The sequence below is a fragment of the Sphingomonas kyeonggiensis genome, from assembly GCF_014204495.1.
Lineage (GTDB): Bacteria > Pseudomonadota > Alphaproteobacteria > Sphingomonadales > Sphingomonadaceae > Sphingomonas > Sphingomonas kyeonggiensis_A.
This window is the reverse complement of the sequence record NZ_JACHLN010000002.1, coordinates 896,579-913,074: the sequence shown is the minus strand read 5'-3', so window position 1 is coordinate 913,074 and position 16,496 is coordinate 896,579. Positions and strand designations below refer to the sequence as shown.

Below are 16,496 nucleotides of genomic sequence, written 5' to 3'. Positions count from 1 at the left end.
CGCCCGCCGGTCCGGCGGACGCCCCATCACTATTCTGGGTTAGCGACGGCAGACCGTTACGCGGTGGCCACGGCGCCACTCGTTCCAGCAGACGCGGCGGCTGTGATAATAGCGGCGGTCATAGCCATAGCCACGACCACGATCCCAGCCGCGGTGGCGGCCGCGATCCCAATGGCGGCGATCATAGTGACGATCCCGATAGCGCTCGCGGTAGCGCCAGTCCTGCGCGGCGGGCGCCGCTGCGGCGAGCGCGATCACGCTGGTGGTCGGTGCCGGCGCGGCGGCGGCCGGTGTGGCGGCGCTGGCGATGCCGACAGTGGCAAGCGCGGCCGCGGCGATCAGCTTGGCAAGGTTCATTGCAACTCTCCATTCCTCTCTTCCCGCATGAGAGAATGATAGAGCGGCGATCGAGTCGCGTTGCTGAACCCGTTGGTAGGCGGAGGTTAAGGTAGATCGCGCTCCGCCCGGCGCGCGGCCCGGCGCTCGGCGCGGGTGGGGACGAGGCGGACGCCACCGACCAGGATCGCGCTGAGCAGCGCGATGATCCCGCCGCGCACCACCCAGGTCTGGCTACCGATCATCGGGCTGGAGATGGGGGCACGCAGCACGCCCAGGCCCTGGAGCATGAACACCACGCCGGCGATGAAGCCGAGGATACCGATCAGGATCAGGAGGTTCTGGCGCATTCGGGCGACTCCGGTGGGATGGTCGCCGATTGGTTAACCGAAAACGCCGCCCCCGCGAAGGCGGAGACGGCGTGATCTCTATATCATCATCCCGGTTTTCGCCGGGGTGACGGTATTTCTTAGCGCTGGCCGACCGGCACGTAATCGCGCTGCACCGGGCCCGTGTAGAGCTGGCGCGGGCGGCCGATCTTCTGCTCGGGATCCGAGATCATCTCGTTCCACTGCGCGACCCAGCCGACGGTGCGGGCAAGGGCGAAGAGCGCAGTGAACATCGTGGTCGGGAAGCCGATCGCCGAGAGGATGACGCCCGAATAGAAGTCGACGTTCGGGAACAGCTTCTTCTCGATGAAGTACGGGTCGTTGAGCGCCATTTCCTCGAGCTGCAGCGCGACCTCGAAGACGGGATCGTTGACCTTGAGCGCGTCGAACACTTCGCGCACGGTCTTCTGCATCACGGTCGCGCGCGGATCGTAGTTCTTGTAGACGCGGTGACCGAAGCCCATCAGGCGGAACGGATCGTTCTTGTCCTTGGCGCGGGCGATATATTCGGGGATGCGCTCCGGACGGCCGATTTCGCGCAGCATGTTGAGCGCCGCTTCGTTGGCGCCGCCATGCGCCGGGCCCCACAGGCAGGCGATGCCGGCCGCGATGCAGGCGAACGGGTTCGCGCCCGACGAACCGGCGAGGCGCACGGTCGAGGTCGAGGCGTTCTGCTCGTGATCGGCATGGAGGATGAAGATGCGGTCCATCGCCTTTTCGATGACCGGGTTCACCTCATATTCTTCCGCCGGCACGCCGAAGGTCATGCGCAGGAAGTTGCCGGTGTAGCTGAGCTTGTTGTCCGGATAGAGGAACGGCTGGCCGACGCTGTACTTGTAGGCCATCGCCGCGATCGTCGGCATCTTCGCGATCAGGCGATGCGACGCGATCATGCGCTGCTTCGGATCGGTGATGTCGGTCGAATCATGGTAGAAGGCCGAGAGCGCGCCGGCGACGCCGCACATCACCGCCATCGGGTGCGCGTCACGGCGGAAGCCGCGATAGAAGGTCGCGAGCTGCTCGTGCAGCATGGTGTGGCGGGTGATCGTGTTCTCGAACGCGGTCAGCTCTTCCTGGTTCGGCAGTTCGCCGTTCAGCAGCAGATAGCTGACTTCCATGAAGCTCGAATGCTCGGCGAGCTGGCCGATCGGATAGCCGCGATGGAGCAGGATGCCCTCGTCGCCATCGATATAGGTCAGGCCCGATTCGCACGACGCGGTCGAAGTGAAGCCGGGGTCATAGGTGAACTTGCCGGTCTGCCCATAGAGCTTGCGGATGTCGATGACGTCCGGTCCGACGCTGCCCGAAAGGATCGGATATTCAACATCCTTCCCCGGAACCTGCAGCTTCGCGGTGTCGCTCATAAACGTCGTCCTATGTTTGGGCCGGGCCTGGGATCAGGCCGGCACGGTCATCTGGTCTGCGATGCGAGCCAGACTCTCTTCGCGTCCAAGCAGCGCTAGGACGTCAAAGATGCCCGGAGATGTCCGACGCCCGGTGAGCGCCGCGCGCAGAGGCTGCGCAGCCGCACCGAGCTTGACACCCGCATCTTCCGCAACGGTGCGTACCGCTGCTTCGAGCGCCTCCGTATCCCAGCTTTCCACGCCGTCAAGCGCGGTATGCAACTGGGCGAGGAGAGCCCGCGCGTCGCCCTCTAGCAGAGCCTTTGCGCCCTCGTCCAATTCCAGTGGGCGAGTGCGAAAAAGGAAACCCGCTCCCTCGGCGAGTTCGAGGAGATTCGCAGCGCGCGGCTTCAGGGCTGCCATGCTGCGGCGCAGAAGATCGGCCTGCGATTCCGAAAGTTCGAAACCGAGTCGCGCGGCAACCAGGCTGGCCAGTCGCGCATCGTCAGACGCGCGGATGTAATGGCCGTTCAGGCTCTCGAGCTTCTTGAGGTCGAAGCGCGACGGGCTGCGGCCGACGCCGGACAGCTCGAACCACTCGATCGCCTGTTCGCGGCTGATGATCTCGTCGTCGCCATGCCCCCAGCCGAGGCGGAGCAGATAGTTTGACAGCGCCTCGGGCAGGATGCCGAGCTGGTCGCGATACTCGTCGACCGCCACCGCGTTCTTCCGCTTCGACATCTTGGTGCCGTCCGGATTGAAGATCAGCGGGATGTGGGCGTATTCGGGCTCTTCCCAGCCCATCGCGCGATAGATCGGCAGCTGGCGGAAGGCGTTGTTCAGGTGATCGTCGCCGCGGATCACATGGGTCACGCCCATGTCGTGATCGTCGACCACCACCGCGAGCATATAGGTCGGCGTGCCGTCCGAACGGAGCAGGACGAGATCGTCGAGCTCGGCATTGTTGACGGTAACCGGGCCCTGGACATGATCCTCGATCGTCACCGCGCCTTCGCGCGGCGCCTTGAGGCGGATGACATAGGGCGCGCCCTCGGGGGCCTCGCTCTCGTCACGGTCGCGCCAGCGGCCGTCATAGCGCAGCGGCTGCTTGTTCGCCTTCTGCTCGGCGCGCATCGCCTCGAGCTCCTCGGCGGTGGCGAAGCACTTATATGCATGACCGTTGGCGAGCATCTCGCGCGCCACTTCGGCGTGCCGCGCAGCGCGGGAGAACTGATAGACTTCCTCGCCGTCCCAATCGAGGTTCAGCCAGCGCATCCCGTCCAGGATCGCCGAGATCGCCTGATCGGTCGAGCGCGCGCGATCGGTATCCTCGATGCGCAGCAGGAACTTGCCGCCATGATGGCGGGCGAACAGCAGGTTGAACAGGGCAGTGCGCGCACCGCCGATGTGAAGGAAACCCGTAGGCGACGGCGCGAACCGCGTGACAACCTGTTTCGCACCCGTATCAGATGTTGCGCCCAACCGAGCTTGCTCCCAAACTGTGTTTCCGATGGCCCATTCAGCCACCGAGGGCGCCCCTAGCACGGGGTTCACCTCCCTTCAAATGGGGGGAGGGGCAGTGTTTCGCCAGATCGGAGCGGCAATCGAGCATTGGCTCGAGGCCGAGCGCGCGCAATTGCCGCTCTGGCTGCCGGTGGCGCTGGGCGGCGGGATCGCCGCCTGGTTCCTGCTGCCGGACGCGCCGCGCTGGATCGGTTTCCTGCTGGCTTCCTGCGCCGTGGCGGTGCTGGGATTGGCGCTGCCGGGGCGCCTGGGACGGGCGTTGCTGCTTGGCGGGCTTGGCATGGCAGCGGGCTGCGCCCTGATCTGGTGGCGCGCGGAGCGGGTGGCGGCGCCGGTGCTGGCGCGTCCCGCGGTGGTGGAGCTCACCGGGCGCGTGGTGCGGGTGGAGCGTATGCCGGCGCGCGAGGTGGTGCGGGTGACGCTGCTGCCCGGGCGCACAGACCTGCCGCCGCGGGTGCGGGTGAACCTCGAGACGCGGGACGTGCCTGCGGGCCTGGCGCCGGATGCGGTGGTTAGGCTGCGTGCCCGGCTGATGCCTCCAGCCGAGGCCTCGGTACCAGGCGGCTATGATTTTGCGCGTACGGCGTGGTTCGCCGGACTTGGCGCTACCGGCAAGGGCTTCGACCCCGTCGAGGTGGTGACGCCGGCGCGGGCGGCGGGCGCCGATCTGCGAGCGTCGCTTTCGGCGCATATCCAGTCGCGAGTCGAAGGCAGCGCGGGCGGAATCGCCAGCGCGCTCGCCACGGGTGACCAGGGGGCGATCGCGGAGGGCGATGTCGAGGCGATGCAGCGGTCGGGCCTCGCGCACCTTCTTTCGGTGAGTGGGCTGCATGTGACTGCGGTGACCGCGGCGGCAATGCTGCTGGTACTCAAGCTGCTCGCCCTGAGCCCGACCCTGGCGCTGCGTTGGCGGCTGCCCCTGGTTGCGGCGGGGGCAGGCGCGCTGGCGGCGATCGGCTATACGCTGCTCACCGGCGCAGAGGTGCCGACGATCCGCTCCTGCGTGGCCGCCTTGCTGGTGCTGCTGGCGTTGAGCCTTGGACGTGAGGCGATCACGCTGCGGCTGGTTGCTGCGGGTGCGGTGATCGTGCTGCTCCTGTGGCCCGAGGCGCTGGCGGGCGCGAGCTTCCAGCTGAGCTTTGCTGCGGTGACGGCGATCGTCGCGCTGCACGAGAGTCCGTTCATGCACCGCTGGTTCGGCAAGCGCGAGGAGGGGCGCGGCGCGGCGTTGCTGCGCGGCATCGGTTCGCTGCTGCTCACCGGGGTGGCGGTGGAGCTCGCGCTGATGCCGATCGGACTGTTCCATTTCCACCAGGCCGGGCTTTACGGCGCGCTCGCCAATATTGTCGCGATCCCGCTTACAACCTTTGTGATCATGCCCCTGGAAGCGCTGGCGCTGCTGCTCGATGTGGCGGGGCTTGGCTGGCCGGCCTGGTGGCTGACCGATCAGGCGCTGCAACTGCTGCTCTGGATAGCAAGGACGACTGCTGCTGCGCCGGGCGCGGTTGCGGCGTTCCCGACCATGCCGGCCGGCGCCTTTGCGCTGATGGTGGCGGGCGGGCTGTGGCTGGCGCTTTGGCGGACGGGCGCGCGTTGGGCGGGGGCGGTGCCGCTTGTCATGGGGTTAGGCTGGATGCTCGCCACGCCGGTGCCGGATCTGATCGTGACCGGCGACGGACGACATCTCGCGATCCGCATGGCCGATGGCAGCATGGCGCTGCTGCGTGACCGGGCGGGTGACTATACCCGCGACATGCTCGCGGAAACCGGCGGCAGCGATGTCGAGCCGGTTGCCTTGTCCGGCCAGCCGGGTGCTGCATGCAACCTCGATTTGTGCCTGATCGAGCATCGCGCCGCGGGGCGGGTGTGGCGGGTTGCAGCGACGCGGAGCGGCTACGCCTTGCCCTGGGCCGAATTCACTACGCTGTGCCGCAAGGTCGATGTGGTGATCAGCGACCGGCGCCTGCCGGCGGGCTGCGCGCCGCGCTGGCTCAAGCTCGATCGGCCGCAGCTGGCCAGGACCGGCGGGCTGGCGATCGCCTTTGCCAGCGGTCGGGTGGCGATGGTGCGTGGCGGAGGGCGGCATCCCTGGCGTCACCCGCCGAAAGTGCAGCCGGTCTATGTGCCGGAGCAGGGACTTGCACCTGTCCGGACACGAAATCGCTGGCGCTGACAGAGGCTTCGGGGTCTCCTCGGAGCATGATCCGGAACCCGAAGAAAAGCGACACGATCGAAGTGCGGCTGCCTCATGCGGTGAAGCGCGCCTTCATGGAGCAATGCCGGGCCGAAGGGCGGACGGCGAGCGATGTAGTGCGCGGCTATGTCGATGCGCATCTCGCCGGCGACGCGCCTGCGCCGGGCCGGTTGCGCCGCTGGTGTCGCCCGCTGGCGGCTGCGGGGATGATCGGGGCGATCGGGCTGGCCATGCCTGCCGCGGTGACTGCCGCACCGGATTTCCGGCCGAGCTATGCCGCGTTCGATCGCAACCATGACGGGGTGCTCACCCCCGACGAATTCGGTCCGAAGCGCGCCGAGCCGCGGATCTGGTGCGGAGAGCATCGGGTGATGGCGCTGCCGCTGCGTCGGGCTTCGATGCCCGATATTCGCGGGCTGCGGCCCTTTGCGATTTCCGCGTCCGACTTCACCTTGGCCAAGGCCGATGCGAACCGGGACGGCAGGGTCAGCTTCGCCGAATTCGCCGCGCACCGCCTCAGAATGTTCCGCGCCGGCTTCGACCTGCTCGATGCCGATCATGACGGCACGCTTTCGCCCGCCGAATATGCCGCCGCCTGGAACCTGTTCCGCTTCCAGGGACAGCAGCCCGATGTCGCACCGTTCCAGGAACTCGACCGCAGTGGCGACGGCAAGGTCGCCTGGAGCGAGTTCCTGGCCTGAGCCTCAGTACTTGCGCAGCAGGCCGGCAAGCCGACCCTGAACGCGGACCTGATCGGGACGGTAGCGCTGCGCGTTGTAGTCGCGATTGGCCGGATCGAGCCGGATCATCGCGCCTTCCTTGCGGAAATACTTCAAGGTCGCCTCGGCATCGTCGATCAGCGCCACGACGATCTCGCCGTCGCGCGCCGTCTCGGTACGGCGGATCAGCGCATAGTCGCCGTCGAGAATGCCGGCCTCGACCATCGAATCGCCGGCCACCTCAAGCGCATAATGTTCCCCCGAGCCCAGCAAGGCCGCCGGAACCGGGAGCATCGACGAGCCTTCCAGCGCCTCGATCGGCGTACCCGCGGCGATGCGGCCGTGGAGCGGAATCTCGATCACATCGTTCGCGGGAGATGGCAGGGGCGTGGAGGGGGAGGGATTCGAAACGGCGACCGTGGGGGCGGCGGACCTGGCCGCAGCGGCCGGCTTCGCATCGCCGCGCTCGGGCATGCGGAGCACTTCGAGCGCGCGGGCGCGGTTCGGCAGGCGGCGAATGAACTCGCGCTCTTCCAGCGCCGAGATCAGCCGATGCACCCCCGACTTCGACTTGAGATCGAGCGCTTCCTTCATTTCCTCGAACGAAGGCGAGACGCCGGTCTCGGCAAGCCGATCGGCAATGAAGCAGATGAGCTCGTGCTGCTTGCGCGTGAGCATCCGGTTTCTCCTGGCGTGGAACAGACTGCGAACGTTTATGCAATGTTCCGCGCGCTTGTCAAGCGATGTCGAGGATTTCCGCCGAGTCGCCCGTTTTCGCCTCCGGCGCCCCGGCCGGGCGCACGATCAGGCAGGTCGCCCGCGCCAGCGTGCGCAGCATCGAGCTGTCCTGGATCGTCGCGGCGAAGGCGCTGCCCCCGACCAGCTCGGCGCGGAGATAATCGGCCCGCGGCCCATTGGCCGGCAGGGGCTCGCCCAGCGGCACCATATGGCTGCGCGGCAAGGGATCGGCGGCGCCCGCGAGATGCGCGACCAGCGGCCGCACGAACAAGGTCGCGGTGGCGAACACCGACACGGGATTGCCCGGCAGGCCGAGCAGCATCGCATCGCCCAGCCGGCCCGCCATCATCGGCTTGCCCGGGCGCAGCGCGATCTTCCAGAAATCGATCTCCGCCCCCGCCGCGAGCAGCGCCGGGCGGACCAGGTCGTGATCGCCGACCGAGGCCCCGCCCGTCGTGACGAGCAGATCGCAATCGAGCGCGCGGAACGCCGCCTCCAGCACGTCCAGGCGATCGGGCAGGATGCCGAGATCGATCAGCTCGACCGGAAGATCGGCGAGCATCGCGGCGAGCAGCAGCCGGTTGGTCTCGGGGATCTGGTCGGGCTCGAGCGGCACGCCCGGCGCGACCAGCTCGTCACCGGTGGAGAGCAACGCCACCCGGACCTTGCGGCGGACGGGCAGGGTCGCGTGGCCGGCCAGCGCGGCAAGCGCGAGGGCGGCGGGGGTGATCCGCGCTCCGGCGCGGAGCAACACATCGCCCTCAACGAAATCGAGCCCGCGCGCGCGGACATTGCCGCCAAGGCGCAGCGGGCCTTCGCCGGCCAGTGCGAGATGATCGCCCTCCCGCGCGGCTTCCTCCTGGACGAGGATGGTATCGGCGCCGGGCGGCAGCGGGGCGCCGGTGAAGATGCGCACGGCCTGGCCCAGGGCGACCGCCCCGGCAAAGCCGCGCCCGGCAGCGCTCTCGCCGATCACCTCCCACGGGCCGGGCAGGTCGGCGAAGCGGATCGCATAGCCGTCCATCGCCGACAGGGCAGAGGCGGGTTGGGTGCGGCGGGCGAGGATGTCCCGAGCGGCCCAGCGCCCGGCGGCCAGGGCGATCGGCACCTCCTCCTCGGCGAGCGGGGCGGCGCGCGCGAACAGGCGCTGCTGGGCTTCGGCGACGGGGAGGAGAGCGGCGGCCATGGTTGGTGCCTAGGGCAAGGGGGCGGGGGTGCCAATGATTGCGTATCGAGAGCGCGCTCGTGGATGGCGCACGCTAGGGTGGAGCGGTAGCTATTTGATGAACTTTGCCATTAGTCCTTGAAGTTCTTGAAGTTTCCTTCTGATTTCTTCTCGATGCAGGCTTGTTTCATCCAAGGAGTATACTTCTAAGGATTCTCGATATGCGGTCTCTGCTAAAATAAAATTCTCAAGAACATCATCGCCTATACTGAGTTCTGCTGAAATTGGTGCGCTTGGCCGAGGTTTGCCATCGTAAGAGCCCATGAAAAGGGAATGTGTTCTCGAGTTCGAACAGCTAATGACGAACGAAAAGAAACTATAGCATCTTGAATGAGGCGCAAACCAGCGTGGCCGCCAAGGCGAGCACCTCGCGTCATCAGGGTTGCGCCTAGATTATTTTGCACCATGGCCCATTCAATCGGTAGTTCTGATCGAGTGTAGACCGAGAATGTTAAGCGATATGCGACGATTGCCTCGGCGAGAAGTCGAGAACCGGTAGGATCGCCGACGCGTTCGCCTGTGGCCCGCAATGCATTTGCCAAATTATTTTGCGCCAGCGCCCAAAGCATAGGTGCGTTCTCGCGCGTGTGTACGCTTAATGCCTCTCGAAAGGCCAGAATACTCTGATTGAGAAGTTCTGGTCCCTTGGGCTGAGACAGTCTTGATCCGGCAGCCTTCAAGGCTGCACCCAATCCGGTTTGGGACATAGCCCATTCGTTTGTGGAAGTATCGCGATCATATATGGATACTGCGATTCGAAAGGCGTCCGCGGAGGAAGTTAAAAAATCTAATCCTGCGTCACCGCCCGTTGATTCGCCGAGTTGCTTAAGAAGGTACCCAATGTTGTGATGGATGGATGCCCAAAGGCCAGGGGTTGATTCCGGAGAGGAATGTGTGAGGGCGCCACGGTACGCTTCCATTGCGCGCTTAAACATTATTCTGCGTTCATCTATTGGGGCTCTGTTGCCGATGGATTTGAGAGCATTTCCAAGATTATTCTGGGCAACTGCCCAGTCGTGCATCAGGCCATTTCGAAAGAAAACGATGGAAGCCGCTTCAAATTTATCCGCCGCTTCCTGAAGCATTTGGGCGCCTTCGGTACCGGCGATCCTTTCGCCAGTCTCGATCAGGGCCGCGCCCAAGCGAACCCTCAGCCGGGCGGCTTCATTACCAGGATCTCCATCGATGGAGTCTGCCGACGCTACGAGAAGCCGCCACCGTCCGATCGCTGCGCGCAGGGCGGCGGTAATTCCAAAAACGCGCCCATGCTCGTGGAGCTTGCTTGCCGCGTCAAAGATCAAATCTTCCGCTGCTGAGGCGTCATAAGGCCCAAGAGCCGCGGTTGCTGCGCGCCAGTTAGAGTCGGCGCTGATCCAGTCGAAAGCCAGCAAATCCGCGTTTGCGACTTCCGCTACCGTGGCGGCATAGTCGTGCGCGGAATCCATTGCGCTTTCTCGCCGCTTGGAAGCTGCCTCAGCCAAATGTTGCCGGGCGCTTCCGAGGTCACCTGCGTCAAGCGCTTCCGCGGCCGCACGTTGAGCACCGCGCACCTGATCATCATCGGAATCGAGTTTCTTGACGCGCTCGCGCATGGCCTCGAATTCGGGGATGAACCTCTCGATTGCATCCACAATGTCCGGAATTGTTGCTTCCGGTCTGAGCAATATGAAACGCGATACAACGCCTCGGAGGGCTTGCTCTGAAAGGCGGCTAAGGCTTTGGTCTATCTTGGTGCCGACCGCTATGAATCCAGCGTCAACTCGGTCTTGCAGCTCGGAAACAGCATCAATGGTTTCACGGATCGCTCGTCCCAGCTCTATGGTCATGTCCAGCGTAAGCAACGTGGCATATTCTGGGTCGTTCATCGCCGCGGTTAGCGCGCGTACTATGACTGCTACAGCGAACTGGCGCTCCAAGCTTGGCGCTGTTCCTGTAATCGTTCGGAACATTGAGTCATGCTTCCCAAGTTCGTCAGCAATTTTGCGAGCGACAAGGGAAGGATAGTGCTCGCCACGATCTGCAGATTCAGTTGCTGTCGCGGCCAATTCGGCGCGTGACATCATGATTCTGGGTAGCAACCGGGACATCGCTGCATCAGCAAGCGTGCGCGCATCGTGCATCTCTGGAGTGTCGTCCCAGCGATCAGCCTCCCGAAGCACCTCCATCTGCATTCTTGCAAACAGGGCTTTGTCGTCGAGATCAGCCCCCTTCATTGCCTCCGAAACACGGGATAGGAGTTGTGCGCCGCCGACTACAGCGCCTCCGATTAAACCGGCCTCCATTCCGGCAAGTGCGCAAGCGCCTATAGCAAATCCAATTGCGCTGAGCGGTTCAAGACAGGCAAGTTTACGCATCGGAAACCAAGATGTCTTGATCACCCAACCTTCGCAAGGTTCATAGTCCCGTCCACTGGGTAAATTGACTGGAATCTACGGAAGCAGTTGTCGGTCAAGATGCGAGAGCAACTACCGAAGGACAGGCCTCTTCGTTCTTATGTACGGAGAATGCGTCCACATTTCATGCCTTTGTCATAGCGGGAGCGGCAGCTAGCGATCCACCGTCCGACAGTGCCGAACGGGGGCGAGCTCGACAACCTTGTCCTGCGATCCGTCCCGAAACCGCACCTTGCGCGGTAGACGGAACCCGCGGAGGCAGCAGTGCTGCTCCCCGGGCTCGACCCCCGACACCGGGGCGCCTCGCGGGCCGGCCGGGACATTGCCCACCCGGCCCGCGCGTCTCTCACGCCGTCAGCAGCTCCACCTTGTCCTCGGGCGTGTCTTCGACCTTCTGCATCGTGTTGATCGAGATGTGCGGCCATATGATCCGGCCGGGCAGGCCGGTGGTCCGGGGATCGAAATCGATCATCACGATCTGGAGATATTGGAGGCGCAGCTTCGGCTTGCCCCGCGCATCCTTCTCGGCGAGTTCCTGGATCCAGAAGGTCGATCGCATCGACGATGCGTTGGCATGCTTGACCACGAAGGGGATGTTGTGGATCCCGCCGGTCTCCGCCTCGGTATCGACGTCGAGGACGGTGGTGCGGACGATGTCGACGCCCTGATTGGCGGCAGTGAGCAGCGCGGCGGGGTGGACCGGATCGAACAGGCCCATGAACGGCTTGTCGTGGAAGTGCCTGTAGGGTGCGAGATAGCGGCCATCGAGGTCCTGCTTCACCTTGAGCGGCAGTCCGCTGACATCGGGAATGACGGGCGGGCCGTCGATCGGCGGGACGCTGCGCCCGAGCGCGAGGACCGCGTCGCCATGCGGCACGGTCGAGAGCCGGGCGATGTCGAAGCCGTCGGTGAACTGATCGAGCATGTTGAGCCACAGGCCGGGCTCGTGGTGGATGGTGTTGCCGGGCGGGCTGGTCGGCCCGAGGACATTGCTGTGGGGAAAGTCCGCCGTCGCGATCTGGTCGGTGACCTGCTCGTAATCGAGCGCCATCAGCGACTGGTCGGCCTGCTTCCCCAGCGCGTTGAGCCCGCGATTGGGGACGCCCTTGTCGACAAGGTCGAAGACGAGCGTCTCGTTATACTGGTTCATCAGCAGGCGATAATCGAGGATCGAGCCGGGCTCGGACTCGAACGGCAGGGCGATCATGTTCCAGCCATGGCCTTCCAGCCCGCCTTCGTTCTTCCAGACTCCCGGCAGCAGGCCGAGCGGGCCGAGAAGGGCTTCGCCCTCCTGTGCCGCGCGGATGACGCGGCCGCCGCCCTTGAGGGCCATGAGCGTCTTCTTGCTGAATGCCATCGCTGTTCCCCTTTTCCCGGATGATCGGATTGGTTGCGGCTAGATGCCTTCGACCAGCAGCCTGGTGTCGGGCAGCTTCTCGAGGCGCGGGATCTCGAGGTCGGGCCGCGCCATGCGGGTGAGCGCGTTGAGCGCCGCGGCGATCGCGCCTTCCTGCCAGCCGGGCAGCGAGGACAGCTGGTCGCCGACGACGAAGAACACCGGATCGGAGAGCTTGCCCTTGGCGTCGTGGATGCCGGTGCCCTGGCTCAGATTGTTGAAATGGTCCGCGGCTTCCCTGGCGGGGCCGACCGACTGCCAATAGGCCCAGCCGCCCTTGATATAGGGCATGTTCTGCCACGCGATGGCGAGGCCGTCGTGCAGGCCGTTGCCGAACTTCACGCCGAATTTCCGTGCGCCCTCGCGCGCCAGGTCGAGCCGGTCGCTGACCGTCATCTTGCCCCATTCATGGGCGACCTGGCCGAAATTATAGGCGCCGGTCAGCACGCCCTTGCGGTCGTGATAGGCGGTCGAGGGATACCAGATCTGGACGATCTCGTGGGACGTCCAGCTGATCCCGCCGAAGATCGGCACGACGCCTTCCTCGGCATCGGGCGCGACCAGGGTGGTGAGCTTGAGGTCGTCGGTGTGCCGGGCGGTGATCAGCTTGCCCTGCCACAGCGTGCGGTCGCCCTGCCAGCCGACCTTGGTGGTCGCGGCGAGGAACTTGTCCTGATACTCGCCCTTGTCGTTGATGCGGGGGCGGGCCTGGGCGGCATAGACCGCCTTGAGCCCCTGCTTGAACGGCACGTCGAAGCCGCTCTTGTCGCCGCCGCCCTGCAGGTCCTTGGACAGCAGCTTCTCGAGGAACGGGATCGCGATGTTCGAGAAGCAATAGTCGGCGCGGTACTCGATCGTCTCCCTGCTGCCGATCCTGGCGACCTGGACGACGAATTCCCTGGTCTTCGCATCCCAGGCAATCGAGGTCACCGGGCTGTTCAGGTGGATCGTCCCGCCCAGCGTCGACACCTGGCGGGCGAAGGCGCGCTGGACCTGGTCCATGCCGCCAACCGGCTGGAAGATCGTCTGCTGCCACAGGAAATCGACGGGCTGGTAGAAGCGGGTCTGCGCCCAATATTCGGACTTCAGCAGGTCCTCGAGCTTGATCGCCTTGGAGATCTCGCCCGCCGCGACGCCGGGAAGCACGTCGAAGCCGGCGCGCGAGATCGCGTTCTCGAAGCCCGGATTGCCCGAGGTGGGCGCATAATTGCCGTTCTCGTCGAGCTCGCCGAAGCTGATCATCAGCGACTTGAGCTTCGCCGCCAGCCCCCGGCGCTCGTTCGTGGGGATATCGAGGCTGGTCGCCTCGAGAAGCTGGGCCGCGTTCTCATGCACCAGCTGCGCGATCCAGCCGCGCAGATTATGGTCGATCTGGCGATAGACGCGGGGCTTTCCCCGCAGCGCGCCCTTGTCCATCTGGACGAGGTTCGACATCGAGTTCATCACATAGACCTCGACCGCGACGCCGAATTCGCGAAGATAGCTGAGCAGCCGCTTGTGCGCCGAGGGGATGCGCCCGGGGCCTGCGTTCAGATAGGGCTCGGCGTCGCCGACCGGCCATTCGAAGCGGACGACCTGCGTCTCGCCCGGCTCGGACCCGAACAGCGCATCGTCCTTGTCCTCGGTCAGCGTGTCGCCGGTGCGCAGCGACATGCAGCGCCCGCCGGTGCGGTTCTGCGCCTCGAGGATGGTGACGTCCATCCCTGTCTTGTGGACCAGCAGCTCATAGGCGGTGGTCAGCCCGCCGACGCCGGCGCCGAGGATCAGCGCGCGCTTGCCCTTGAAGCTGCCTTCGTCCAGCCGGACCGGGCCGGGGGTGATCCGCAGCTGCTCGTTGGTCGCGTCGTCCAGCGCGGCCCATGCGGTGGCATCGGGATGCGATCGCAGAAAATCCGCGCGGCTGATCTTGGTCGACATGTCGCTCTCCCCCAGGATCCGTCGGACAGGATCCGCCAGTGAATTTCAAAATCCCGGGCGGCTGGCGACCAAGGATCACCGCCGGTTCTTGTTGCGCCAGGGGCCAGATACTGGCGGTCCTGCCCAGATCATCTGCTGCGACTCGTTGACCAAGCATGCATTATTGGGAAGAAGACAAAACAGTTTTTGGAACCGATATGCAGTTACACTGTGCCTTTTGGTGCAAAGTGCGGGCGAAATCCGCCTAACTGCTTGCGGCAGAAGCTTTCGATAAAATTCCTGGCCGGTTATTTAGCACGAGGCGTGCGTGCTTCTCGCGCGCCAGGGCCTGCGCTGATGTCGATGCCGATGGCGGGCGCGCGGCATCCCGCTCGCGCAAGCAGCGCGCACGATGAAGATGCCGGCCTTAGGGAAGGGGACTAGGCCCCGATGCGCTGCAGGTCCCCGGCCTTGAGCGGCAGCCGGAATTCGCAGAGGAAGCGGTGGCGGTCGTCGGTTTCGATCACCGAGGCCGGGCCGCCGCCGATATTGGGCAGCGAGATCCACAGCTGCGCGCCATTGGCGAAGGGCGCGCGGCTTTCGAACTCGACGAGCTGGGGGGTGATCCCGCGCAGCTTGACGTTCCACCAGCGCACGCCCTCGCGAACGCGGGCCGGGACGTCGAGGCGGATCGCCTGCTTGTCCGGGATCAGGCCGGTCGGCTCCTGGATCACGGCCATGCGGGTGTGGTGCGACGGGGTCTGCTGGGCCTGGCGCAGCCAGGGCATCAGCACCTGCCAGGGCAGGTCCTCGCCGAAGGCGACGCCGGCAAAGCTGCCCTGCGACCATTTCACCACGCCGTCGAGCGGGCGCAGACCGTCGAAATTGATCTGGACCGGATCGCCTTCCTGCAGCGCGATGTCGGTCTCGAAGCCGCAGCCGCCCTGGGAGAGGTTGCGGCTGCGGGTGAACTCGACCTGGTTGCCGCGGCGCACGCAGATCGTCTGGTGCAGCTCGACGCGCGGCACGCTGCGGCGCTCGGCGGGGAGGCAGGCGAGGTTGCGGGCGAGCGTGCTGACCACGTCGATCGGCGTCTCGAACAGGAAGCCGGCAGCGCCTTGCTCGGTCCAGGCGATGCGGCCCGGCAGCGACTGGCCGTTGGCGAGCGCGAGGTGGAGGCCTTCGGACTCGACGATCTCATCGTCGAGATGGAGCATCGCGCCGGCAGCGCTCAGCTTGCGCAGCGAACAGGGCAGGCGAGTGGTCTCGCCGACCAGCACGGCGGAATCGAAGGCGGCGTGATCGCCCGGCTCCGCAAGCATCTGCGCCCCTGGGGCTTCGCCCGAGAGGCTGAAGATGGTGGAGGACGCAAGTCCCTGTCGCATAAATGTTTTTTCCCGACCCCGCTCGACGGCGATAGTGCGGGGCCGGGTCTGAAGGCGGGGTTAAGCCGCAGGGTTGCGAAATCCCTAATATACCCCCGAAACGATCAGTCGCGATCGGGTGCGCCGAGCGGGAAATAGTGGCGATAGGGGCGGGCATCCTCGACGCAGCGGACGACCGAGGGGCGAGCGAGCAGGCGGGCGCGATAGGCGCGGAGGCTGGCCAGTGCCTCGGGGATCGGGCGGACCCAGTCGGCATAGAAGAGCGAGGGCGCGGCGGCGCAGTCGGCAAGGGTGAAGCTGTCACCGACGGCCCATTCCCGACCGGCGAGATGGGCGTCGAGCCAGGCATAGATCGTGTCGAGCCGGGTCATGGCCTGGTCGAGCGCGATGGGATCGCGGCGCTCCGCCGGCAGCATCGCGTCGATCACGGGCTTCTGCATCATGCCCATGACGTAGTTGTCGAAGATCCGGTCGAGCATCCGCGCCTGGACGGCGAGATCGGGGTCGGCGGGGATCAGCGCGACCGGGCCGGGGTGGTGGACGTGGAGATATTCGATCACCGCGGTCGCCTCGACCACGGTGCGGTCACCCTCGGCGAGGACGGGGAAGAGCTTGAGCGGCCAGCGGGCCTCGAGTTCCTGCGCGGCGCCGGGCTCCTCGAGGTTGCGGAAGGTGAGGGGGATGTCGTTCTCGTAGAAGGCGATCAGCGCCTTCCAGGTGTAGGACGAGAAGGGGTGGCCGAAGAGCTGGAGCGGCATGGCATCCTCTTATAGTTAGGTATTAGACTAAGTATATCGGCGTGGGGGTGCTGTCACGCGAATTTTCGCTGCGGCCCTTCTTTCTCCCCTCCCTGCAAGGGAGGGGCCGGGGGTGGGTTGCGAGCGTAGCGAGCCCAGCGAGCCGGTGGTGACAAAGAAAAGGCCGGGCATCGAGCCCGGCCTTTCCTAACCCACCCCTA

The 16,496-nt window shown here is 65.4% G+C and carries 13 protein-coding genes; 2 read left to right on the top strand and 11 right to left on the bottom strand.

All coding sequences use genetic code 11. The annotated features are described in order from the left end of the window. Positions 1 to 39: 39 nt before the first annotated feature. From HNP52_RS11895 to gltX, 4 genes are all read right to left on the bottom strand, one after another. Positions 40 to 357 (bottom strand): hypothetical protein, encoded by a 318-nt coding sequence (locus HNP52_RS11895; protein ID WP_184167169.1) that lies wholly within the window; start codon positions 355 to 357, stop codon positions 40 to 42. Between the two features lie 86 nt (positions 358 to 443). Then, entirely contained in the window at positions 444 to 686 is a 243-nt protein-coding gene (locus HNP52_RS11890; protein ID WP_184167167.1) for a hypothetical protein, read from the bottom strand. Between the two features lie 119 nt (positions 687 to 805). Next, positions 806 to 2,089 carry a citrate synthase gene (locus HNP52_RS11885; protein WP_184167165.1) on the bottom strand — a complete coding sequence of 428 codons (1,284 nt, stop codon included), beginning with the start codon at positions 2,087 to 2,089 and terminating at the stop codon, positions 806 to 808. Positions 2,090 to 2,122: 33 nt separating this feature from the next. After that, the gene (gene gltX / locus HNP52_RS11880) at positions 2,123 to 3,550 is read right to left on the bottom strand and encodes a glutamate--tRNA ligase (RefSeq protein WP_184167164.1); all 1,428 of its coding nucleotides are present in this window, start codon (positions 3,548 to 3,550) and stop codon (positions 2,123 to 2,125) included. 82 nt (positions 3,551 to 3,632) lie between these two features. Between gltX and HNP52_RS11875 the strand changes: the two genes are divergently transcribed. Together HNP52_RS11875 and HNP52_RS11870 are read left to right on the top strand one after the other, a co-directional pair. Beyond that, positions 3,633 to 5,765, top strand: coding sequence for a ComEC/Rec2 family competence protein (locus HNP52_RS11875; RefSeq protein WP_184167161.1), 2,133 nt, complete (start codon positions 3,633 to 3,635; stop codon positions 5,763 to 5,765). 26 nt (positions 5,766 to 5,791) lie between these two features. Then, positions 5,792 to 6,487 carry an EF-hand domain-containing protein gene (locus HNP52_RS11870; RefSeq protein ID WP_184167158.1) on the top strand — a complete coding sequence of 232 codons (696 nt, stop codon included), beginning with the start codon at positions 5,792 to 5,794 and terminating at the stop codon, positions 6,485 to 6,487. Positions 6,488 to 6,490: 3 nt separating this feature from the next. Here HNP52_RS11870 and lexA read toward each other — a convergent pair whose 3' ends face one another. From lexA to HNP52_RS11835, 7 genes are all read right to left on the bottom strand, one after another. Beyond that, positions 6,491 to 7,183: a transcriptional repressor LexA gene (gene lexA / locus HNP52_RS11865; protein ID WP_184167156.1), complete on the bottom strand. Its 693-nt coding sequence runs from the start codon at positions 7,181 to 7,183 to the stop codon at positions 6,491 to 6,493. A gap of 58 nt (positions 7,184 to 7,241) precedes the next feature. After that, positions 7,242 to 8,429, bottom strand: a complete 1,188-nt coding sequence (locus HNP52_RS11860) for a molybdopterin molybdotransferase MoeA (protein WP_184167154.1) — start codon at positions 8,427 to 8,429, stop codon at positions 7,242 to 7,244. Between the two features lie 242 nt (positions 8,430 to 8,671). Then, entirely contained in the window at positions 8,672 to 10,822 is a 2,151-nt protein-coding gene (locus HNP52_RS11855) for a hypothetical protein (RefSeq protein WP_184167152.1), read from the bottom strand. Between the two features lie 385 nt (positions 10,823 to 11,207). After that, the gene (locus HNP52_RS11850) at positions 11,208 to 12,218 is read right to left on the bottom strand and encodes a heme-binding protein (RefSeq protein ID WP_221416256.1); all 1,011 of its coding nucleotides are present in this window, start codon (positions 12,216 to 12,218) and stop codon (positions 11,208 to 11,210) included. Between the two features lie 39 nt (positions 12,219 to 12,257). After that, positions 12,258 to 14,174, bottom strand: coding sequence for an FAD-dependent oxidoreductase (locus HNP52_RS11845; RefSeq protein WP_184167150.1), 1,917 nt, complete (start codon positions 14,172 to 14,174; stop codon positions 12,258 to 12,260). 419 nt (positions 14,175 to 14,593) lie between these two features. Beyond that, positions 14,594 to 15,538: a PilZ domain-containing protein gene (locus tag HNP52_RS11840; protein ID WP_184167148.1), complete on the bottom strand. Its 945-nt coding sequence runs from the start codon at positions 15,536 to 15,538 to the stop codon at positions 14,594 to 14,596. A 104-nt stretch (positions 15,539 to 15,642) separates the two neighbouring features. Further along, positions 15,643 to 16,296, bottom strand: a complete 654-nt coding sequence (locus HNP52_RS11835) for a glutathione S-transferase family protein (RefSeq protein WP_184167146.1) — start codon at positions 16,294 to 16,296, stop codon at positions 15,643 to 15,645. Positions 16,297 to 16,496 lie beyond the last annotated feature (200 nt).